Source organism: Cupriavidus sp. UYPR2.512, assembly GCF_000379565.1.
In the GTDB taxonomy this organism is placed as follows: Bacteria; Pseudomonadota; Gammaproteobacteria; order Burkholderiales; family Burkholderiaceae; genus Cupriavidus.
In genome coordinates, this window is record NZ_KB902852.1 from 148,049 (window position 1) to 168,435 (window position 20,387).

Sequence of the window (20,387 nt, forward strand, 5' to 3'; positions counted from 1 at the left end):
CGGTGCCAGCATCGCCTGCCGCGCACGCTGGCTAGCCGCGTGCGGCCGCCCGCCACGCCCCGGGCGGCTGCCCGAGGCGCCGCGTGAAGCTGCGCGTGAAGGTGGTCTGGTCCGGGTAGCCTGACGCCAGCGCGATCTCGGCCAGCGGCAGCGTGGATTGCGTCAGCAACTGCAGCGCGCGGTCCAGCCGCAGCCGGGTCTGGTAGCGGTGCGGGGTATCGCCGAAGGCCTCGGCAAACAGGGTCTGGAAGCGCCGCACGCTCCAGCCGAAATGCCCGGCGACTTCCGCTGCGCGCAGTGGCGAGGCCAGATTGGCGCGCAGGTAGGCGTCCACGGCCATCAGCGGGAATACCTGCTCGTCGCCGGGCATGCCGAGGCAGTCCGCGAGCGCCGCGGCCAGCGTGGCCGCCAGCTGCCAGTCGGTCTGCGGCCCGCGCGCTGCCGCGGCGGCGCGCCACGCCGCCAGCGCGCGCACGCGGCTGCCGAAGGCGCCGTCCAGCGAAAACGTGCGCGGGCGCGCCATCAGCCGCGCGGGCAGCGCCACTGACTGCGCCGGGAAGTCCGCCACCAGTTGCAGGTTGCCGTCGAAGCCCAGGAATTCATGATGGCTGCCGGCCGGCACGATCAGGCCGGTGCGGTCATCCACGCGATAGACGTGGCCGTCGATCTCCAGCTCGGTGGCGCCGGCCAGGCCGAACAGCAACTGGTGGTAGCCGTGCTGGTGGCCGTCCGGCTGCGGGCGGTAGTGCCGGTGCTCGACCAGCGGCGAGGCGTGGGGCTCAGCGGGCTTGGGCATGCCGCAACCTGCCGGGGGTCTGGCACAGCCACACGCCCGCGCCGGCCACCGCCATGCCCAGCGCCTGCACCGCATCCAGCAGTTCGCCGAACAGCAGCCAGGCCTGCAGCGCGGCCAGCGGCGGCGCCAGGAACATCAGCGCCGCGGCATTGGCGGCCTGGCCGCGCCGCACCAGGCTGACCAGCAGCCAGGTGCCGGCGCCCGACAGGCCGATCGCCGCCCACGCCAGCGCGGCCCACAGCGCCACGCCGCAATGCCAGTGCAGCGGCGCGTCGGCGGCCTGGATCGCCACCATCGCGGCGGCTACCAGCATGGCGCCCAGGTTCTGCCAGGCGGAGCTGGCGCGCAGGTCACAGGCGGCAATGGCGGTCTTCTGCAAGAGGGTTCCCATGGTGATGGAGACAATGGCCAGCGCGCCCAGCAGCACGATCCAGGGCGATAGGGCCGGCGCGGCCGTCTGCATGCCGGCCTGCATCGCCGGGGCGACCACCAGCGCGACGCCGAGCGCGCCCAGCGCCAGGCCCTGCCACGTCCGCCTGGAAGGTAGCTCTTTCAGCAGGGGAATGGCAAGCAGCGCGGTCAGCAGCGGCTGCAGCGCGCCCAGCAAGGCCATGATCGCCGGCGGCAGGCCCCTGGCCACGGCCCCGTAGCCGGCGCACAGGTAGACGCCCTGCATCAGCGCGCCGGCCAGCAGGTGGCGCGGCGCCTCGCGCAGCGGTGGCCAGGCCGCGCGCGCGGCCAGCGACCACGCCACGAACATCAGCCCCGCCACGGCAAAGCGGCCCAGCAGGAACAGGCTGGTATCGGCCAGCGGCACGATGGCCTTGCCGACGATAAAGCCGGTGGACCAGATCAGGACAAAGGCAACGGTGGGCAGCCAGGTGGCAGCGGACAGGGGGCGCGACATGAAAGCAGGCGTTTGCGTCGGGGCGGGATCGGATGGGCAAAACGCAAGGCTAGCCAGGCCGCGCGCCGCTGTCTTGGCAAATCCGGCAATCGGCATGCTGAAAGCATTGGTAACACTCCCGCAGCGCCTCCGGGTCAACGGATGTGCGCTTGCGACGTAACATAGTGATGGTCTGATCGAAAAAGGCGAGGAGGCGGGCATGAATCCGGCGCAGCATTCGAGACAACCCCGCCGTGGCGGGCTCGCCCCCTGGCGGGCCGCCGCGGCACTGGCACTGGCCGCATGCCTGGCCGCCTGCGCACAGGTGCCGGCCGGGGCTGGCGGCAGCGCCGCCGCCACTGACCTGCGTTGGCTCAACACCGTCACCTACGGCGCTGACCAGGCCACCCTTGGCGACCTGCGCCGGCTGGGCCGCAAGGGTTTCCTCGACCAGCAACTGACGCTGCCGCTGGCCGATCCGCCCGAACTGGCGGCCGCCATCGCGGCCTTGCCCAACCTGCAGGCCGACGCCGCCGCGCAGATCCAGGCCGCGCGCGACGCCCGCCAGCGCATCGACGCGCTGCCCGACGACGACAGCAAGCAGCAGGCCCGCCAGGCGCTGAACGCGCAGGGCCGCGAGATCGAGGCCGATGCCGCGCGGCGCCACCTGCTGCGCGCGCTGTATTCGCCCGCGCAGCTGCGCGAGCAGATGACATGGTTCTGGATGAACCATTTCAACGTCTATTCGGGCAAGGGCCAGGTCCGGCTGCTGCTGGCCGACTACGAAGAGCGCGCCATCCGTCCGCACGCGCTGGGCCGCTTCCGCGACCTGCTGATGGCCAACGTGACTGCGCCGGCCATGCTGGTCTACCTCGACAACGCCCAGAGCAGCGCCAACCGCATCAACGAGAACTACGCGCGCGAGCTGATGGAGCTGCATACCATGGGCGTCGCCGGCGGCCCCAGCGGCTCCCGCTACACCCAGCAGGACGTGCAGGAGCTGGCGCGCGTGCTGACCGGCGTGGGCGTCAACCTGCGCGGCACGCCGCCGCCGCGGCTGCCGCCGGCGCGCGCGGGGCTGTACCGCAGCGAGGGCTTGTTCGAATTCAACCCCGCGCGCCACGACTTCGGCGCGAAGACGCTGCTGGGCCAGCGCATCGAGCCGGCCGGCTTCGACGAAGTGGCGCGAGCGGTGTCGATCCTGGCGCGCGAGCCGGCTACCGCGCGCTTTATCAGCGTCAAGCTGGCGGCCTATTTCATCGCTGACAACCCGCCGCCGGCGCTGGTCGAGCGCATGGCGCAGACCTTCACGCGCACCGATGGCGATATCGCCGCAGTGCTGCGCACCTTGTTTCTGGCGCCGGAGCTGGACCGGCAACTGGCCGCGCCCATGCGCAAGTTCAAGGATCCGATGGTCTATGTGGTGTCATCGATGCGGCTCGCCTATGAAGGCCGTCCCGTGACCAACCTGCGCCCGGTGATGAACTGGCTGAACCAGCTCGGCGAGCCGCTCTACGGCCACGTGGCCCCGGACGGCTATCCGTCGTCGGAAAGCGCGTGGGCCAGCTCGGGCCAGATGGTGCGGCGCTTCGAGATCGCGCGCGCGATCGGCTCGGGGCCGGCGGGACTATTTGCCGGCGATGGCGCGAGGCCGCGCGGCGCGCGCTTCCCGATGATCGGCAACAAGCTGTACTACGACACCATCGAAGCCACCCTTGGCCCCGCCACCCGCGCCGCGCTGGCCCAGGCCGAATCGCAGGCTGAATGGAATACCATGCTGCTCGGCTCGCCCGAGTGGATGCAGCGCTGATGGCGCAAGGAGCAGACCATGGAACGCCGACAATGGCTGAAAACGATGGGCGGAGCCACGCTGGGGCTGGCGCTGACCGCCATCACCTCGCGTGTCTATGCGCTGCCGGCGCAGGCCGATGCGCGCTTCCTGCTGGTGTTCCTGCGCGGCGGCTATGACGCCGCCAGCGTGCTGGTGCCGGCGGGCAGCGATTTCTATTACGCCGCGCGCCCCAATATCGCCATCCGCCGCCCGCCCGCGGCCGGTGCGGACGCTGACCCCAACGCGGCGGTGGCGCTGGCGCCGGCTTTTGCCGCCGACAGCGCCGCGCGCGGCATCGGCGACTGGGCGCTGCACCCGGCATTGGCCACGACCATGCTGCCGCTATGGCAGCGCGGCCAGCTGGCCTTCATGCCGTTCGCCGGCACGCACGACCTGTCGCGCAGCCACTTCGAGACCCAGGATGGGATCGAGGCCGGCTTGCCCGGCGAGGGCGAGGACCGCAAGGCCGTGGCCTCGCTGCGCGGCAGCGGCTTCCTGAACCGCCTGGCGCAGGCCATGGGCGGGCAGGCTGCGCCAGTGGCCTTCACCGACGGCTTGCCGATGGTGCTGTCCGGCCCGCGCGACGTGCCCAATGTCTCGCTCAAGGGCAGCGGCCGTACCCCGTTCGATGCGCGCCAGGCGAAGCTGCTGGCGCAGATGTACCGTGGCACCCGTTTCGAATCGCTGATCGATGAAGGCTTTGAGCTGCGCGAAACCGTGGCGCGCCAGGCGCAGCCGCAGCCTGGCATGTCAGGCAGCGACGCCGGCACCATGGCCACGCGCATGCAGGAAATGCAGGCCGCCAACCGCCGCTCGCTCAGCGCGCGCGGTTTCGAGGTCGAGGCCCGGCGCATGGCCGGGCTGATGCGCGAGCGTTTCAACCTGGGCTTTATCGACGTGGGCGGCTGGGACACCCACGTCAACCAGGGCGGCGCGCAGGGGCAACTGGCCAGCCTGCTCGACAACCTCGGCCGCGGCCTGTCTGCCTTTGCCGCCGAGATGGGGCCCGCCTGGGACAAGACCACCGTGGTGGTGCTGTCCGAATTCGGCCGCACCTTTCGCGAGAACGGCACGCGCGGCACCGACCACGGCCACGGCACGGTCTACTGGGCCGCGGGCGGCGCGGTGCGCGGCGGCCGCATTGCCGGCGAGCAGGTGGCGGTAGAACCGGCCACGCTCAACCAGAACCGCGACTGGCCGGTGCGCAATGAGTACCGGGCGGTGCTGGGCGGGGTGTTCCGCAGGCTGTACGGGCTGGATGAGGCGCGGCTGGCGCAGGTGTTTCCGGGGGTGCGGGGGCGGGATATCGGGTTGGTGTAGCCGCCCGCGCCGCGCTGTCCGGAGGGGGCGTTCAGTTGCTACCGTTGGCTGGGGTGATGACGGTGGGCGCGAGGGGCGTGACGGGCGCTGGGGGCGCAGGCGGATTTGCGGAAGCCGGGGAGGCAGGTGGGGTGTTGGGCGCCTGTTCCGCCTGAGGGGTTGGCGCCGGGGCGCTGCCCGCGCTCATGTCCTGCGGCACTGCAATCACCGTCTCCCCCCGGTCCAGCGCCAGGCTGGAGTCATCCGGGCCGACCTCCGCCGCGGCAGCCGATGCCGCACCGGCCGGCGGCGCGACCTCAGCCTCCGGCGCGGGCAACGCCGGCCGGCGCGGTGCCGGGCGCGGCGCCGGGGTCTCGCTGGCCTTGTCGCGCGTGAACAGCTGGCTGAACCAGCCGCGCAGCTGCGTGCCCAGCGATGCGAACAGGCTGGTCTCTTGGTGCTCGGCAAAGCGCGCGCGGCCGTCGACGATGCGCGAGCGCAGCGCGCGCTGGTAGAAGTCGCCCACCATCGGCAGGGCGCTGTGCGCGCCCTGGCCCCAGTAGTCGCTGCGCAGCGTGACGCGGCTGTCGTTGAAGCCGACCCAGGCGCCCGCCACCAGTTCCGGATGCATCAGGATGAACCAGCCGTCGGCGTTGTCCTGGGTGGTGCCGGTCTTGCCGGCCACGTCGGCGCGGATGCCGTAGCGCGAGCGGATGCTGGCGCCGGTGCCGCGGTCGATCACGTCGCGCATCACATCGAGCAGGGTTTGCGTGGCCGCGGCGGGCAGCGCGTGCTCGGCGCGGGCCGGCCGGAACACCTGCAGCACATTGCCCTGTCGGTCTTCGATGCGCGTCACCATGGTGGGCGCGATGTAGTCGCCGGCGTTGGCGATGGTGCTGTAGGCGGCCACCATCTCCTTGAGCGTGACCGGGCTGGTGCCCAGCGCCAGCGACGGCACCACGTCGAGCTGGCTGTCGCGCACGCCCATGTCGCGCGCCAGCCGCGCCACGCGGGACGGCCCCACTTCGTGCATCAGCTGCGCGGTGATGGTGTTGCGCGAATAGACCAGGCCGTCGCGCAGCGACATGGCGCGGCCGGTGGGGCGGCCTTCATCGGTGGGGCGCCAGACTTCGCCGCCGGCCAGTTCGATTTCAACGGGCTGGTCCACCAGCGTGTCGTCGGGCGTCTTGCCCTCTTCAAAGGCCGCACCGTAGACAAAGGGCTTGAAGGTCGAGCCCGGCTGGCGGCGCGCCTGCTGCACGTGGTCGAACGCGTCCTGGGTGTAGTCGCGGCTGCCGACCCAGGCGCGGATCTCGCCGTTGCGCGGGTCGATGGCGAGGAAGCCGGCCTGGATGCGCGTCTTCTGCTGGTGCAGCGCGCGCATGAAGGCATGGTCGGACATCAGATGGCGCAGCGCCTCTTCCGGCGCGGTGCCGGCGGCGATGGCGGCACGGTACTCGGGGGTCTCGCGCACGAAGGCCTGCACCAGCGGCATGTTGGCGGCCCAGCCCGCGCGCGGCGCCCAGGCCGCGTTGGCGATGGCCTGGAGCCGGTTGCCCTGCTGCACCACGGCCTGCGTGGCCATGGCCTGCAGGCGGGCGTCGATGGTGGTGTGCACCACCAGGCCATCGGCGTAGATGTCGTAGCCGTTGCGGTCGGCCCAGCCGATCAGCCACTTGCGTAGCTGCTGCGCGAAGTGCGGCGCGGGGCCGGGCGGCTCGGTCTGGCGTTCGAAGTCGATGCGCAGCGGGCGCTTCTTCAACTGCTCGTAGCGCGCCGCATCGAGCTTGCCGCGCTTGACCATCTGGCCCAGCACGATATTGCGCCGGTCGAGCGCGCGCTCGGGGTTGAGCACCGGGTTGTAGTAGCTGTTGCCCTTGAGCATGCCGATCAGCGTGGCGCTCTGCAGCACGTCCAGCGAGCGGGCCGGGCGGTCGAAGTACGTGCGCGCCGCCATCTCGATGCCGAACGCGTTGTACAGGAACGGCACGGTATTGAGATAGGTCTCGAGAATCTCGTCCTTGGTATAGAGCGCCTCGATCTTCAGCGCGGTGATGGCTTCCTTGAGCTTGCGGGTCAGCGTGGGCGCGCGGCCGATTTCATCGGGATACAGGTTGCGGGCCAGCTGCTGGGTGATGGTGGAGCCGCCCTGGCGGTCGCCGGAAAAGGTACGCACCGCGGCCGAGGCCAGCCGGCGCCAGTCCAGCCCGTGGTGCTGGTAGAAGCGATGGTCTTCGGTGGAGATCAGCGCAGCCACCACATTGGGCGAAATCTGCGACAGCGGCACCCAGTCGCGGTTGGCCCACTTGAACACCGCCAGCTCCTTGCCGTCGGCGGACAGCACCTGGGCCGGCTGCTCGGACTTGGCCTTGCGGATATCGCTGATGCCCGGCGTGAACGGGATCAGGACCATCACATAGAGCAGGAAGGCGGCCGGGATGGCGGCCAGGCCTACCAGCACGCCGCGCCGCGTGGGGCGCAGCGACCCGGGCCGGGTCAGGCCGGCGCGTGCAAAGCGCGCGGCCATGCCTGACAGGCGTTGCTGAAGGGGGGCAGGCAATGAAGCCTGCAGCGAGGCGAGCAGCGGGGCAAGCCGGGTCTTGATCTCAGCCAGCCTCATGAGGCGAAGCGGTCGAGGCACAGGCACATGGCGGCACGGGGCACTGGCATTACCGTCGTCGTAAAAGCCTGCATCCTACCAAAACGTTCCCGTTGGTTACAGGGAAAACCCCCATTCGGGGACTATCCGCTACTTCCTGCTGTAAAGCATGGGTCACAAAGGCTTCATGTTGCGTTGCGACAATGCCGAGTCCGCAACTTGTGCGGACGATGCGCCGTTGCCGGCTTGCCCGGCTGGATCGGGTTGGCCTGGCCGACACGGCCCGGGTCCGGCGCGGTGTCGTGCCTCAAACAGAACACAGAGAAATTACAGTGAAGAAAGCTCTCCTTGCAATGACGGCAGCAGCGGCCGCGTCGGCCGTATCCGGGGTGGCGTCGGCCCAGTCCGTGTCCAACGTGACGCTCTACGGCATCGTCGATGCCGGCGTCGAAGTGATCAGCAACGTGCCGGGCAGCAACGGCGCCCAGGGTACGGCAACGCGCCTGAACTCCGGCAACTTGTCCGGCTCGCGCTGGGGCCTGCGCGGCACCGAAGACCTGGGCGGCGACCTGAAGGGTATCTTCGTGCTGGAGAGCGGGTTCGACATCGACACCGGCATCTCGGGCCAGGGCAACCGCCTGTTCGGCCGCCAGGCCTACGTCGGCCTGCAGGGCGGCTGGGGCGCGGTCACGCTGGGCCGCCAGCAGAACGCGCTGTACGACCTGTTCGGCGCCTTCGACCCGATGGGCGTGGGCCCGCGCTATTCGCTGAACAGCGTTGACTCGGCCTTCAACGGCCGCGCCGACAACGCCATCAAGTACACCGGCAAGTTCGGCGGCCTGACCGCCACCGGCTTCTACAGCTTCGGCCGCGACAACAACGGCGAAATCCCGGGCGAGCCCAAGGTCGCGCGCAACTTCGGCGGCGGCCTGTCGTACGCCGCGGGCGGCTTCTCGGTCGGCGCTGCTTACGACCAGTACCAGGGCGCCACGGTGGCGCTGCAGGACCGTGCCGCCAAGCGCGCCGCGGTGGGTACGGCCTATGCCTTCGGCGGCGCCAAGGTGTTTGCCGGCTACCGCTGGCTGAAGGACGACGGCGTCTCGAGCGCCAGCGCCGCTTCGACCCGCAGCAACGTGTACTGGGCTGGCGCGCAGTACCGCTTCACGCCTGCCTTCCAGCTGACCGGCGCGGCCTACTACAACGACACCCGCAATAGCGATGCGGATCCGTGGATGTTCGTGCTGTCGGCGGACTACTCGCTGTCCAAGCGTACGGACGTGTACCTGAATGTTGGCTACTCGAAGAACAAGTCAGGTTCGGCGCTGGGCCTGAATGGTGTTGGCACGGTGGTGGCTGGTGAGAACCAGACCGGTGCTACCGTTGGCCTGCGTCATCGCTTCTGAGCGTAACCGCCTGATGCCCGCCTTGCAGGTTGCGATGCCTGCATTGGTGGGCGATTAACTGTCATATCGACACCTGCGGATTGCATTGCGGGGTTCGTTGGGCCGGTTGGTTTGATCGGCCCTTTTTTTCTGATCCTCGCCCTGGTGGCGGGGTGTTCTTGTTGTTGCCATTAACGATGTCTACCGATACCCCGCCGCCCCAATAAACTGCCCAAACCTCTCACACCAGATCACCACCGCCCCATACCGCGCCGGATCCACACCAGCCGGCAACGCTACGGTGAAGTTGCCAAAGGTCTTCAGCTCGCCAACTTGCAGCGACCGGTCCTTGATCCGAAGGAAGGCCTCCTTATTGTCGACAAACTCCGGGGCCAGGTAGATCCGATAGTCCGGCCCTGGCGCAACGATGCCTTCGAAGGCAAGCGCCTGCGGCGAAACATGGAGCTGGCCGCTGGCCCAGTGCAGTGCGTCGCTGCCCGCCAGGTCCTTGCGGAAGGTGCCGGTGTACCGCGACTGTTGTGATACAGCCTGCACTTGCTCGGCACTGGCACCGGCCTGTTCTGTCAGGATCGGCAGGACATAGATGCCCGCGGCAAAGCCCGCCGCCAGCGCGGCAAGGTGGGTCAGCACAAGGACGGCGGGCTTGCGGAGCGGGTTGGCCAGCATGTTCTTTCTCCCGAAAGCATGAGGATGCGGATATGTCGGTGCCGGGGCCGGATCCTGACAGATCTGTGGTGCCTTAGCACATTCGCAACGGTTTCACCAATCCAACACACGGAAGTGGTTATGATTTGGTAGTCGACTTGTCGAGAAGCTGCCTATGACCCTCCACGTCACGATCCGCACCATCCGTACCGGCACGCTGCAATCCGCCCGCTATCAGGCGCGGGTTTATCTCACCACCGATGCCGAGGCCCTGCCGTTGCTTGCAACGGATTGGAGCGAGCGCGAGGCCGAGGCCTTCCGTACCGCGCAATTCTGGGCGCAGCGCAACGCCTATGTGGTGTCTAATCCACGCGCCGGGACTTTCTACGGAGTTTCGTGCCGGCGCTGAAGCCGGCCCGCGGTTGGCGCGGTGCCCCCGCGTTGTGGCTGGCGGCCATCCTGGCCCTGGCCGGCTGCACCGCCGAAAACGTCATCGGCGTCCTGTCGGGCGGCCGCGATGGCTTGTGGCGCAACGTGCAGCAGCGCTGCCTTGGCAAGCCAGCGGCGGCTCATCCCGATTGCGCGCAGGTGGACCGGTCCCAGGGGCTGGTGCTCTACAAGGACGCGATCGGCAAGTCGCATTACCTGGTGATTCCGGCACTGACGGTGACCGGCATCGACGACGCCAAAGCCTGGGACGGCGCGGGCGCCAACCCCTGGGCCTTCGGCTGGGCCGCGCGCGGCATCGTCGCCCGCTCGCTTGGCAAGGCCGTGCCTGACGACATGCTGGGCCTGGCGATCAATTCCCGCGCCTCGCGCAGCCAGGACCAGCTGCATATCCATCTCGATTGCATCAGCGCTGCCGCGCGCGCCGTGGTCAATGGCGCGGCCGGGCCGATCGGCACCGGCTGGACCGCGCTGCGGCTCGAGGACAAGCCGGTGCGCGCGATCTTTGTGCCGGCCAGCGCGCCGGTGCTGGCGGTCGACCCTTTCCAGCTTGTGCGTGATGGCACCAAGGGGAGCGCGGCCGCAGCGCCGCCGGACCGCGGCATCTTTGTCACCTATGTGCAGGAACGGCAGGGCGGGGCAGGCTTTGTCGTGATCGACCAGCCCGTTGACACGGCGGCTGGCAGCAACGGCCACGCCAGCGATTTCCTGGACCGGCGTTGCCGGCTGGCTGAAGGCTTGTCGAGCGCGCCGGGCTGATCGGCGGCCAGCCCGCCGGGCCTCACTGCGCGCGGGCGCCCGAAGCCGCGGGCGTTTCAACGCGTTTCGCGGGCATTCCGGCGGGCTTGGCGGGCGTCCTGCCGGGTGCCGCCAGCGCGTCCAGCGCCTTGGCCGCCGCCAGGTGCTGCGGGATCATCAGCCCTGCGCGCGCCGTTGCCACGGCGATCTGCGCGCCCTGGGCGCTGCCGCGGGCGACAAAGTCGCGCCCGTGGCGGTAGACCAGCCGCGTCAGCTCGGCCACCTCGGTATCGGACAGGTCCGGCCCGGTCACCAGGATCGCCGCCGTGGCGATGGTGCGCACCGGCGCGTGCAGCCCGGGATAGGTGCCCGGCGCGATGGTGGCGCGGAAATAGCCCGCCTTCTGCCCGACCATCGCGGTGATGGCCCGTTCATCCAGCGGCAGCAGCCGCAGCGGCATTTCGCCCAGCGCGTCGCGGATGCTGTCGGCCGGCACGCCAATCACCTGGATCACCGCGTCGACCTGGTTCTGGCGCAGCGCCACCAGCCCGGTGCCCAGCCCCACTTCCTCGGCCTTGTAGTCCTTGTCCGTCAGGCCGTGCGCAGCCAGCACGCGCAGCGCGGTCATGCGCGAGGCTGAGCCGCGCTCGCCCAATGCAATGCGCTTGCCGCGCAGGTCCGACACCGAGCGGGCGGGATCGCCGTCGCGCACCAGCACGTGCACGGGCTCGGGGTAGAGGCTGCCGATGGCGCGCAGCGAAGCCTGCGGGCCGTCTTCGGCAAATGCGCCCTTGCCCTCGTAGGCGTCCAGCGCGGCGTCGCCCTGCGCCAGCGCCACCGAGACCTTGCCCTCGCGCAGCAGGCGCAGGTTCTCTTCGCCGCCGTGCGTGACCAGCGGGATCGCGCGCACGCGCGCCCCGTCCACCAGCGCCTTCGCAAAGCGCAGGTACTGACCGTGTTCGGCGCCGGCGGCAATGGCATAGCCCTCGTCGACCCGTGCCAGCCGCGCGCGGATGTTGGCGTGCGCGGTGGTCAGCTCCTGCTCGATCACCGCGCGCTGCGCCGGCGAGGCATCCTTCTGCACGGATTCGATCACCTTGCGCATCGCCTCGAGGATCGCCGTCGGTCCGCTTGGCGCGTTGGTGGCGACCGCCGGGGCTTCGGCAGGGCGGTAGCCGGCCGGCAGCACGCTGACCCAGCGCCCGCCGTCGCGCCGGTACAGGGCGGTGCCATGCGCGCGGATGATGTCGCCGGCCTTGTTGCCGCCGCTGGTGATGCCGGTGATGCCGCGCGGGCCCGCGCCCAGCGCCGACACCAGCCCGGCCACGCCAGGTGAATCCCATGCGCCGAAGTCGTAGTCGCGCAGCAGCTTCAGTTGCGCGTCGAAATACACCACGCGGCGGATTTCGCCGGCCGGGGCCTTGGTGTCAGCCTGCGAGCCGCGCCGGTGCAGGCCGGCCAGCTCCACCGTGCCCGGCGGCAGCGCCTGCGCCAGCCGCTCGTTGATGCCGGTGCGGATGCCGTCGGCGGGCGGGCCGCCGCCGCAGCCTGCCAGCCAGGCGCTGGCCAGCAAGGCAAAGAGGAGGGTGAAGAGGGTGCGGCGCATGTCAGCCTCCGATCAGCGGCAACGCGAGCAGCATGGTCAGCACGAAGGCGTTCATCAGGTCGACGAAAAACGCGCCGGCCAGCGGCGTGATCAGGTAGCTGGTGGGGGCCGGCCCGTAGCGGGACGTGATGGCGCGCATATTGGCCATGGCGGTGGCGGTCGATCCCATGTTGAAGCCGATGAAGGCGGCCGAGGTGACCGCGGCCTCATAGTCGCGCCCCATGAAGCGGAAGCAAACCAGCACCACATAGAGGATGATGAAGACCACCTGCATGGCGATGATCAGCAGGAAGGGGCCGGCGGACAGCGCCACCTCGGCCAGGTCCAGTGCCATCATCGTCATCACCAGGAACAGCGACAGGCAGATATTGGTGATCAGGTCGGTGGCGCGGTCGTCAAAGCGCACGCCGGCAAAGGGCAGCAGGTTGCGGATGGCGATGCCGAGCATCATGCACCACAGGAAGCCGGGGATGGTGATGGCGCCGGTCGGCAACTGCGCGGCAACCCAGCGCCCGCCGATCACCGCGGCCAGGATACCTGCCAGCGATGCCAGCGCACCCACGGTGGTGATCGGCGAGACGGCTGCCGCTTCTTCCTCGGTGTCGCCGGCCTCGCGCGCGGTCGAGCGCAGCTTGTTGCGCGAGATCAGGTACTGCGCCACCGGGCCGCCGATGATGCCGCCCACGATCAGGCCGATGGTGGCGACCGTCATCGACAGGTCCATCACCGCCTGCAGGTTGTTGACCTCGGCAAAGCGCTCGGCATAGGCGGCGCCGGTGCCGTGGCCGCCCACCAGCGTGATCGATCCGCTCACCAGCCCGAAGATGGGGTGCAGGTCCAGCGTCCTGGCCATGGCCACGCCTACCACGTTCTGCACCACGATATAGGGCAGCAGGATAATCAGGAAGATCACCAGCGCCTTGCCGCCGCGCTTGAGCATGCGCAGGTCGGCGCAGAGCCCGACGCCGCCGAAGAACATCAGCAGCAGCACCGGCTTCATGCCGGGATCGATCACCACGCGGAAGTTCAATGCCGCCACCGCCACCGAGGCGATGATCGCGAACAGCAGCCCGCCGGTGACAGGGTCGGGAATGTTGTAGCGCGACAGCGCGCCGACGCTGCGGTTGACCAGCGTTCCGATCAGCAGCACCACCACGGCGGTCAGCAATGAGCCCAGCAGGTCGAGGTTCATCGGGGGCGTCCTGGCAGTTGAAGTTGCGGGGAATGCCATCGGGCGCCGCTGGCCGTGCCGGGGGTGCACTGGCCGCAGGCAGGGCCTGACGGGGAGCATGCATCACTACGGGTTGTAGACGCGCGGGTGGAATAAGGCAAGAAATGGATAGGGCGGGGCAGTGACGACCGGGCCTTGAATGCCGATGCCGTGCTCCCTCTCCCGCACGCGGGAGAGGGGAGCAAACCGGCAGGGAGCGACTCGCTCAGCGCGCCCGCAACGCGTCCACGATATTCATCCGCGCCGCCCGAACCGCCGGCAGGAAACCGCCCACGAGCCCCATCGCCATCGAGAACGCCAGCGTCTGCAGCGCAATGGCCGGGGTCAGGATGAAGCGGAACGAGAGGTCCGCGAAGGTCTGGAAGTTGATGGTCGAGAACGAGGCGAACTGCATCAGCGCGGCGCATGCCAGCCCCGCGAAGCCGCCTACCAGCCCCAGCAGCGCGGCTTCGATCAGGAAGGCGGCCAGCACGTTGACGCGCTTGAAACCCAGCGCGCGCAGCGTGCCGATCTCCGCCACGCGGTTGGCCACCGAGGCGTACATGGTGATCATGGCGCCGATCATCGCCGCGATCGAAAAGATGGTCGACAGCGTGAAGCCCAGGATATTGATGAAGCTGGACAGCGCCTTGGACTGGTCGCTGTAGAAGGCCTGCTCGCGCTTGGCCTCGTCCGCCAGGCGCGGGTCGACGTCGATATCGGCGCGAAAGCGGTCGAACAGCGCCGTATCCGCCAGCCGCACCACCATCGATGAATACGCATTGCGCCGGAACGACTGCATCAGCTGGTCCACGTCGCCCCAGATTTCGGAGTCGAAGCCGCTGCCGCCGGCGTCGAAGTGGCCGACCACGGTCCAGTCGCGCTGGGCAAAGCGCAGGTGCTCGCCGATCTGCACCCCGGCAAAGCCGCCGGCGATGCTGCTGCCGGCGATGATCTCGGACGAGCCCGGCCGGAACATGCGCCCGGCTACCAGCCGCACCTGCGGGCGCAGGTCCATGCCCGGCGGCGAGATGCCGCGGATCACCACGTTGGACGGCTGCCCGGTGCTGGTCTTGGTGAGCGAGATCAGCACCACCGCCTCGCGCGAGGCCAGCGGGCGGCCCGCGCCGCTCATGGCCACGGCCGGGTGCATCTCCATGATGCTGGCCTGGTCGCGGTTGACCGCGCTCTGGATCTCGGTCTCGGCGCCCTTGCGGATCAGCACCACGTTGTTCTGCTCGCCGGTGGTGACCAGGGTCTTCTTCAGGCCGGCGTCCAGCATCAGCATGGTGGCAAAGACGAACACCACCAGCGCCAGCCCGCCCGCGGTCAGGGCGGTGGTCAGGCGCCTGGCCCACAGGTTGCGCGCGATATAGGTCAGCGGGATCGCCACGTCAGCCTCCGTGCGCTAACCGATGGCCCGCAGGCCCTCGACGATGCGCACGCGCGCAGCCTGCACCGCCGGCACGATGCCGGCAAAGACGCCCACCGCCAGCGCGCAGGCAGCCTGCAGTTGCATGGTCTGGGGCGACACGGTGAAGACCGGGAACACGCCGCCTACTGCCTGCTTGAAGGCGGCGGCCACCGGCGGCGTCGCCAGCACGCCGAGCGCGCCGCCGGCCACGCAGATCGCCAGCGACTCGCCGAACACCAGCAGCGCCAGGAAACCGGGGCCGAATCCCAGCGCCTTGAGCGTGGCATATTCCACAGTGCGCTCGCGCGCGCTCATCGCCATGGCGTTGGCCATCACCGCCATGATGATCACGATCACCACGTAGGACACCACGCGGATCGCCGCGATGATCTGGTTGGACATGGCGACAAAGCCCAGCTGGAAGGCCTGCTCGGTTTCGGTCAGCGTTTCCGCCAGCGAATTGCGGAACACCGCATCGACATTGCGCGAGATCGCGGCGGCGTTGTCGGGGTTGTCCACGCCCAGCACAAAGACGCCGACCTGGTCGGCCTGGCGCGGGGTGCGCTTGCGCACGGTTTCGTTCAGGTATTCCCAGTGGAACACCATCTGGCGCGTGATGGTGCTCTCGTCGCGCCCCTCCATGATGCCGCGCACCACGAACTCCCAGGTGCCGGGGTAGATGGTGCCCTTGATCGGGATCACGTCGCCCACCTTGAAGCCGTACTGGTCGGCCAGCTGGCGCCCCACCAGCGCGCCCTTGCGGTCGCGCTGGTAGTCGGCGCGCTGCGTGGCGGGCACGATGAATTCCGGGTAGAGGTCAAGGTAGCTGTCGGATACCGCGAACTGCGCGAAGAATTTCTTCGGATCGCGATAGACGCCGCCGAACCAGTTGGAGCGCGCCACCAGTGTCACGCCGTCGACGCCCTTGATGCGGCCTTCGTAGCTCAGCGGCAGCGGAAACACCAGCGAGATCGCATTGCGCGTGACCAGCCGCGCGCTGGATGCCGCCGACGCGCCCGCATACCAGGCGTCGATCACTGTCTGCAGCAGCCCGAACGCCAGCACCGCGATCACCAGCCCGAACACCGTCAGCGCGGTGCGCAGCTTGTGCCGCAATGCATTGCGGGTGATCAGCTTGAGCGCGTACATAGGGTTCTGGGATCAGGCAACCTCGCCACGGATCAATTCCCCCTTCTCCAGGTGCACCAGCGACCCGGCCGCGGCCGCGGCGTGCGCGTCGTGCGTGACCATGATGATGGTCTTGCCGGCGTCGGCATTGAGCCGCTGCATCATCGCCAGGATCTCGGCGGCGGAGGTGCGGTCGAGGTCGCCGGTGGGCTCGTCGGCGACGATCAGCGCAGGGTCGGTGATCAGGGCGCGCGCAATGGCCACACGCTGCTGCTGGCCGCCCGACAGCTCCGACGGGTAGTGGCTCATGCGGTCGGCCAGGTTGACCATGTCCAGCACCAGTTCCACGCGCGCGCGCCGCTCCGCGCGCGGCAGGCTGGTCAGCATCAGCGGCAGCTCCACGTTCTCGAACGCGGTCAGCACCGGCATCAGGTTGTAGAACTGGAAGATAAAGCCGACGTTGGCGGCGCGCCAGTCGGCCAGCCCGGCTTCCGGCAGCCGCGTGATGTCCAGGCCCGCCACGTGCAGCGTGCCGCTGTCGGGCCGGTCGATGCCGGCGATCAGGTTCAGCAGCGTGCTCTTGCCCGAGCCGGACGGGCCCATCAGCGCAACGAACTCGCCTTCGCCGATTTCCAGCGAGATATCTGTCAGCACCGGAACGGTCTGCACGCCGCGTCGATAGGATTTGGCGACGTGGCTGATCTGCACCAGGGGCGCGGCGCGCATGCGGCCCCCTTCAGCTGGCCTCGTCACGGCTTGGCCACGGTGATGCGGTCGCCGTCGCTGAGCTTGTCGCCCGGCGACAGCACCAGCACGTCGCCGGGCTTGACACCCTGCACGGCCACCAGTTCGCCGACCTTGCCGCCGGTCTTGACCTGAACCTCATGCGCCCGGCCGTCCTTCACCACATAAGCCAGCTCCCGGCCCTGCTGCTTGACCACGGCGGCGGGCTGCACCGCCACCACCGGCTGGCGGTCCTGCGCCGAGGCCGGGCGCGACAGGAAGGCGATCTTGGCGCTCATGTCCGGCAGCACGCGCGCGTCGCGGTCGACAAAGCGCACCTTGACCAGCACGGTGGCCTTGGAGCGGTCCACCGTTGGCACGATGCGCGACACCTGCCCCGCCAGCCGCAATCCGGGCAGCGCATCCAGCAGCAGCTCGCACGGCTGGCCGGCGCGGATCTTGCCGATATTGGATTCGGCGACATCGGCTTCCACCTCCAGCGTCTCCATGTCGGCGATGGTCACGATCGCGCCCTTGGTGTCGGCGGCGGCAGAGAAGGGGGTGATGTTGTCGCCCACGTTGGCATGCTTGACCAGCACTACGCCATCGAAGGGCGCGCGCACCACGGTCTGCTCCACCGCGACCTCGGCCGCGCGGGCATTGGCCTGCGCCGAGGCGATCGACGCGCGCGAACTGTTGACCGAGGCCCGCGCCTTGTCAAAGCGCGCCACGTCGGCGTCGTACTGGGTGCGAGAGATGGCGTTCGGCACGATCAGGATCTTCGAGCGGCGCAGGTTCACCTCAGCGTCCTTCAGTTCGGCCTGCTGCAGTGCCAGGTTGGCCTGTGCCACCTGGACCTGTGCCTGAGCCTGCGCGAACGAGGCGGCAACGTCCTTGCTCTCCAGCCGCGCGATGACCTCGTCCTTCTTCACGTGCGAGCCCTCCAGCACGCCCAGCCATTCCAGCCGGCCCTGCGCCTTGGACGCAACCGCCGCCTTGCGCTGCGGCACGACATAGCCGGTGGCATTGAGCACGGTGAAATTCTGCGTGGGATAGGCGGAGGTGACAGTGGCGGTGTGCACCGCCTGCGGCCCGGCCAGCTTCATGGCGATGCCGATCAGGGCCAGCACGACCAGCGCGATCACTGCATAGCGTAGCCACCTGCGCCGGGGGCGGATGCTGGCGCCGGCCGTGGCGGCGCTCCGGTCGATTTTCAGCCTGGACAGGTCGTGGTCAGCCACTGCGCGCTTCCTCTCGCTGTGATGGGCGGGACTCCCAGTATAGCGGCGAGTGAAAGGGTGTCCATTGCTTGCGAGAGGGGAGCAAACCGCTGGCGTTGGGGGGCGGTCAAGGCTCGGCTTCCACCGCCAGCTTCAGCTTCGCCAGCGCGAAATCCCATTGCCGCCCGATCGCTTCCAGCGACCGGCGCGCGGCTTCGACCTGGCCGGGCTCGAACTGCCACAGGCGCTCGCGGCCGGCGCGGCTGTCGCGCACCAGCCCGGCCTGCGCCAGCACCTGCAGGTGCTTGGTAACCGCCTGGCGCGTCATGGCGCTGCCCGCGGTCAGCTGCGCGATCGACATCGCGCCGCCCGCGCACAGCGCCGCCACCAGCCGCAGCCGGGTTTCGTCGCCAAGCGCGGCGAAGATGGTCGCGGCATCGCGCAGTTCCGGCGCAGGGAAGGTTTCAGGCTGTGCCGCTGACATGCTTCCGGATGTTTTCCATCTGCCCGTCCCAGCCGCCGCTGTTCATGCGGAAGGCCTCCATGCGGCGTTCGGGCGGGATCTGGTCGAAGCCGGATTCGACCACGGTCAGCAGCGTGCCGCCTTCGGCTTCCTTCAGCTCGAACACCACCAGCGTGGGCGGCTCGGCCGAATAGTCGCGGCCGCGCTCCATCGGCGCCGGATGCCAGCGCCAGGACAGCAGCCGCGGCGGCTCCATGCGCTCGACCTCTACGTCGAACTTCAGGTACTCATAGCCGGGATAAGTGATGCTGCCCACGGCGCGCTTGCCGGGCGCGAAGGTCACGCCGTCGAATTTCACGCCGAACCAGCTGCCGAAGGTGTCGGCATCGGCCAGCGCGTGCCAGACGCGGTCGATGGGGGCGGCCAGCACGATGCTGCGCTCGATGCGGTCGGTGGATGAGGTCATGTCCGGTCTCCTTGTTCAGGCTTGAATAGGCAACGCAGTGGTTGCATGTTAGGAGACCGGATGGTGAAATGCAACCAAAAGGTTGCGAACTGCCGCGGTGTGGTCAGAGATCCAGCACCAGCCGCTGGCCCTTGCAGCGCGACACGCACAGCATCATCGTCTCCTGCGCGGCCTTTTCGGCAGCCGACAGGGGGTTGCCCCCCTCTCCCGCTTGCGGGAGAGGGGCCGGGGGAGAGGGCAGGCACTGGCATACCGACACGCGTTGCTTCGTCGATACTCCGGCCCTCTCCCAACCCTCTCCCGCAAGCGGGAGAGGGAGCACGCAATCAGTCAGCAGTCCGGCGCTGCCGCATCAGGCGAATGCCGCGTCCGGCCTGAATGCGCCGCGCCCCGGCGCCAGCGCTGACGCCGGTTCCGCATCCAGCTTGAATTCCCCCACCACGCGCTGCAACTCGGTGGCCTGGCCCGCCAGCGCCTGCGAGGCGCTGGCCGCCTGCTCCACCAGCGCCGCATTCTGCTGCGTCACGGTATCCATCTGCGCCACCGCCTCGTTGACCTGCGCGATGCCGGCGCTCTGCTGTTCAGACGCCGCGGTGATCTCGCCCAGCAGCCCGGTCACGCTGGCCACCGCCTGAACGATCTCCTGCATGGTTGCGCCGGCCTGGCCCACCAGCGCCGAGCCGCTGTCCACCTGCTGCACCGAATCGTCGATCAGTTGCTTGATCTCCCGCGCCGCCGACGCGCTGCGCTGCGCCAGCGTGCGCACCTCGCCCGCCACCACGGCAAAGCCGCGGCCCTGCTCGCCCGCGCGCGCCGCTTCCACCGCCGCGTTCAGCGCCAGGATATTGGTCTGGAAGGCAATGCCTTCGATCACTTCGATGATGTCCGTGACCTTGCGCGAGCTGGCGCTGATCGCCGACATGGTCTGCACCACATTGCCCACCACTTCGCCACCGCGCGCGGCGATGCCCGATGCGGTTGCCGCCAGCCCGTTGGCGGCGCGGGCGCGTTCGGTGTTCTGCTGCACCATCGAAGTCAGCTCGCCCATGCTCGACGCCGTCTCTTCCAGTGCCGCCGCCTGCTCTTCCGTGCGCTGCGACAGGTCGGTATTGCCTGCGGCAATCTGGTGCGAAGCGGTGGTGATCGAATCAGTGGCAGCGCGGATGCGTGTCACCAGGTCGGTCAGCATGTCTTCCATCTCTCCCAGGCCGCCCAGCAGCCGGCCAAACTCGCCGCCTCGCTCGGTGTCGAACTCCTGGCTGAGATCGCCTGCCGCCACGGTTTCGGCAATGTAGACGGCCTCGGCCAACGGGGCCTCGATGCTGCGTGCCAGCGCCCAGACCGCGCCCACCGCCAGGCATAGCCCACCCACGCCCAACGCGATCAACAGGCGCCGCGCATCGGCCGCATCCTGCATCCGCGGCATGGCCACCGCGATCCCGATCGCCATCAGCGACCACATGGCGCCAAACGCCGCGCCCAGGCGTATGCGAATCCCCAGGTTCTGCATGTC

Annotated in this window: 18 protein-coding genes; 5 read left to right on the forward strand and 13 right to left on the reverse strand. The window is 69.2% G+C overall.

Annotated features, from left to right (window positions below):
• Positions 1–31 precede the first annotated feature (31 nt).
• On the reverse strand, positions 32–796 hold the full coding sequence (locus tag A3A5_RS0100695; protein WP_018308741.1) for an AraC family transcriptional regulator: 765 nt from the start codon (positions 794–796) through the stop codon (positions 32–34).
• Positions 780–1,703, reverse strand: a complete 924-nt coding sequence (locus A3A5_RS0100700; protein ID WP_018308742.1) for a DMT family transporter — start codon at positions 1,701–1,703, stop codon at positions 780–782. The genes A3A5_RS0100695 and A3A5_RS0100700 overlap by 17 nt, the downstream gene beginning before the upstream one ends.
• A 199-nt stretch (positions 1,704–1,902) precedes the next feature.
• On the opposite strand from A3A5_RS0100700, the gene A3A5_RS0100705 reads away from it, so the two are divergent.
• Both A3A5_RS0100705 and A3A5_RS0100710 read left to right on the forward strand, forming a co-directional pair.
• Positions 1,903–3,492 (forward strand): DUF1800 domain-containing protein, encoded by a 1,590-nt coding sequence (locus A3A5_RS0100705; protein ID WP_018308743.1) that lies wholly within the window; start codon positions 1,903–1,905, stop codon positions 3,490–3,492.
• Between the two features lie 18 nt (positions 3,493–3,510).
• Positions 3,511–4,833 carry a DUF1501 domain-containing protein gene (locus A3A5_RS0100710; protein ID WP_018308744.1) on the forward strand — a complete coding sequence of 441 codons (1,323 nt, stop codon included), beginning with the start codon at positions 3,511–3,513 and terminating at the stop codon, positions 4,831–4,833.
• Positions 4,834–4,864: 31 nt separating this feature from the next.
• Here the strand turns inward: A3A5_RS0100710 and A3A5_RS0100715 are convergent, their stop codons facing one another.
• Positions 4,865–7,432, reverse strand: coding sequence for a penicillin-binding protein 1A (locus A3A5_RS0100715; protein WP_035811648.1), 2,568 nt, complete (start codon positions 7,430–7,432; stop codon positions 4,865–4,867).
• A gap of 311 nt (positions 7,433–7,743) precedes the next feature.
• On the opposite strand from A3A5_RS0100715, the gene A3A5_RS0100720 reads away from it, so the two are divergent.
• Positions 7,744–8,814, forward strand: a complete 1,071-nt coding sequence (locus tag A3A5_RS0100720; protein WP_026200324.1) for a porin — start codon at positions 7,744–7,746, stop codon at positions 8,812–8,814.
• A 180-nt stretch (positions 8,815–8,994) separates the two neighbouring features.
• On the opposite strand, the gene A3A5_RS0100725 is transcribed toward A3A5_RS0100720, so the two are convergent.
• Positions 8,995–9,480 (reverse strand): DM13 domain-containing protein, encoded by a 486-nt coding sequence (locus A3A5_RS0100725; protein WP_018308747.1) that lies wholly within the window; start codon positions 9,478–9,480, stop codon positions 8,995–8,997.
• 154 nt (positions 9,481–9,634) lie between these two features.
• On the opposite strand from A3A5_RS0100725, the gene A3A5_RS0100730 reads away from it, so the two are divergent.
• Both A3A5_RS0100730 and A3A5_RS0100735 read left to right on the forward strand, forming a co-directional pair.
• Positions 9,635–9,868: a hypothetical protein gene (locus A3A5_RS0100730; protein ID WP_018308748.1), complete on the forward strand. Its 234-nt coding sequence runs from the start codon at positions 9,635–9,637 to the stop codon at positions 9,866–9,868.
• On the forward strand, positions 9,856–10,665 hold the full coding sequence (locus tag A3A5_RS0100735; protein WP_018308749.1) for a CDP-diacylglycerol diphosphatase: 810 nt from the start codon (positions 9,856–9,858) through the stop codon (positions 10,663–10,665). Before A3A5_RS0100730 ends, A3A5_RS0100735 begins: the two co-directional genes overlap by 13 nt.
• 22 nt (positions 10,666–10,687) lie before the next feature.
• Here A3A5_RS0100735 and A3A5_RS0100740 read toward each other — a convergent pair whose 3' ends face one another.
• The 9 genes from A3A5_RS0100740 to A3A5_RS0100780 all read right to left on the reverse strand — a co-directional run bounded on the left by A3A5_RS0100740 (position 10,688) and on the right by A3A5_RS0100780 (position 20,384).
• On the reverse strand, positions 10,688–12,250 hold the full coding sequence (locus A3A5_RS0100740; protein ID WP_018308750.1) for a TAXI family TRAP transporter solute-binding subunit: 1,563 nt from the start codon (positions 12,248–12,250) through the stop codon (positions 10,688–10,690).
• A gap of 1 nt (position 12,251) precedes the next feature.
• On the reverse strand, positions 12,252–13,442 hold the full coding sequence (gene gltS, locus A3A5_RS0100745) for a sodium/glutamate symporter (RefSeq protein ID WP_018308751.1): 1,191 nt from the start codon (positions 13,440–13,442) through the stop codon (positions 12,252–12,254).
• A gap of 244 nt (positions 13,443–13,686) precedes the next feature.
• On the reverse strand, positions 13,687–14,853 hold the full coding sequence (locus tag A3A5_RS0100750) for an ABC transporter permease (RefSeq protein WP_018308752.1): 1,167 nt from the start codon (positions 14,851–14,853) through the stop codon (positions 13,687–13,689).
• Positions 14,854–14,868: 15 nt separating this feature from the next.
• Positions 14,869–16,023: an ABC transporter permease gene (locus A3A5_RS0100755; protein WP_018308753.1), complete on the reverse strand. Its 1,155-nt coding sequence runs from the start codon at positions 16,021–16,023 to the stop codon at positions 14,869–14,871.
• Between the two features lie 12 nt (positions 16,024–16,035).
• The gene (locus tag A3A5_RS0100760) at positions 16,036–16,728 is read right to left on the reverse strand and encodes an ABC transporter ATP-binding protein (protein WP_018308754.1); all 693 of its coding nucleotides are present in this window, start codon (positions 16,726–16,728) and stop codon (positions 16,036–16,038) included.
• A gap of 23 nt (positions 16,729–16,751) precedes the next feature.
• Positions 16,752–17,966: an efflux RND transporter periplasmic adaptor subunit gene (locus tag A3A5_RS0100765; protein ID WP_018308755.1), complete on the reverse strand. Its 1,215-nt coding sequence runs from the start codon at positions 17,964–17,966 to the stop codon at positions 16,752–16,754.
• A 106-nt stretch (positions 17,967–18,072) separates the two neighbouring features.
• Positions 18,073–18,429 carry a helix-turn-helix transcriptional regulator gene (locus tag A3A5_RS0100770; protein ID WP_018308756.1) on the reverse strand — a complete coding sequence of 119 codons (357 nt, stop codon included), beginning with the start codon at positions 18,427–18,429 and terminating at the stop codon, positions 18,073–18,075.
• Positions 18,410–18,874 (reverse strand): SRPBCC family protein, encoded by a 465-nt coding sequence (locus A3A5_RS0100775; protein ID WP_018308757.1) that lies wholly within the window; start codon positions 18,872–18,874, stop codon positions 18,410–18,412. The genes A3A5_RS0100770 and A3A5_RS0100775 overlap by 20 nt, the downstream gene beginning before the upstream one ends.
• 352 nt (positions 18,875–19,226) lie before the next feature.
• A complete protein-coding gene (locus A3A5_RS0100780; protein WP_018308758.1) occupies positions 19,227–20,384 on the reverse strand; it encodes a methyl-accepting chemotaxis protein in 1,158 nt (385 codons plus the stop codon).
• Between the last annotated feature and the right edge of the window lie 3 nt (positions 20,385–20,387).

Excerpts from the sequence above, each read along its gene's own strand:
- A3A5_RS0100710 (WP_018308744.1), top strand. The coding sequence starts at position 3,511 with ATGGAACGCCGACAATGGCTGAAAACGATGGGCGGAGCCACGCTGGGG.
- A3A5_RS0100740 (WP_018308750.1), bottom strand. The coding sequence starts at position 12,250 with ATGCGCCGCACCCTCTTCACCCTCCTCTTTGCCTTGCTGGCCAGCGCC.
- A3A5_RS0100770 (WP_018308756.1), bottom strand. The coding sequence starts at position 18,429 with ATGTCAGCGGCACAGCCTGAAACCTTCCCTGCGCCGGAACTGCGCGAT.
- A3A5_RS0100700 (WP_018308742.1), bottom strand. The coding sequence starts at position 1,703 with ATGTCGCGCCCCCTGTCCGCTGCCACCTGGCTGCCCACCGTTGCCTTT.
- A3A5_RS0100775 (WP_018308757.1), bottom strand. The coding sequence starts at position 18,874 with ATGACCTCATCCACCGACCGCATCGAGCGCAGCATCGTGCTGGCCGCC.
- A3A5_RS0100730 (WP_018308748.1), top strand. The coding sequence starts at position 9,635 with ATGACCCTCCACGTCACGATCCGCACCATCCGTACCGGCACGCTGCAA.
- A3A5_RS0100755 (WP_018308753.1), bottom strand. The coding sequence starts at position 16,023 with ATGTACGCGCTCAAGCTGATCACCCGCAATGCATTGCGGCACAAGCTG.
- A3A5_RS0100760 (WP_018308754.1), bottom strand. The coding sequence starts at position 16,728 with ATGCGCGCCGCGCCCCTGGTGCAGATCAGCCACGTCGCCAAATCCTAT.
- gltS (WP_018308751.1), bottom strand. The coding sequence starts at position 13,442 with ATGAACCTCGACCTGCTGGGCTCATTGCTGACCGCCGTGGTGGTGCTG.
- A3A5_RS0100780 (WP_018308758.1), bottom strand. The coding sequence starts at position 20,384 with ATGCAGAACCTGGGGATTCGCATACGCCTGGGCGCGGCGTTTGGCGCC.
- A3A5_RS0100705 (WP_018308743.1), top strand. The coding sequence starts at position 1,903 with ATGAATCCGGCGCAGCATTCGAGACAACCCCGCCGTGGCGGGCTCGCC.
- A3A5_RS0100715 (WP_035811648.1), bottom strand. The coding sequence starts at position 7,432 with ATGAGGCTGGCTGAGATCAAGACCCGGCTTGCCCCGCTGCTCGCCTCG.
- A3A5_RS0100695 (WP_018308741.1), bottom strand. The coding sequence starts at position 796 with ATGCCCAAGCCCGCTGAGCCCCACGCCTCGCCGCTGGTCGAGCACCGG.
- A3A5_RS0100725 (WP_018308747.1), bottom strand. The coding sequence starts at position 9,480 with ATGCTGGCCAACCCGCTCCGCAAGCCCGCCGTCCTTGTGCTGACCCAC.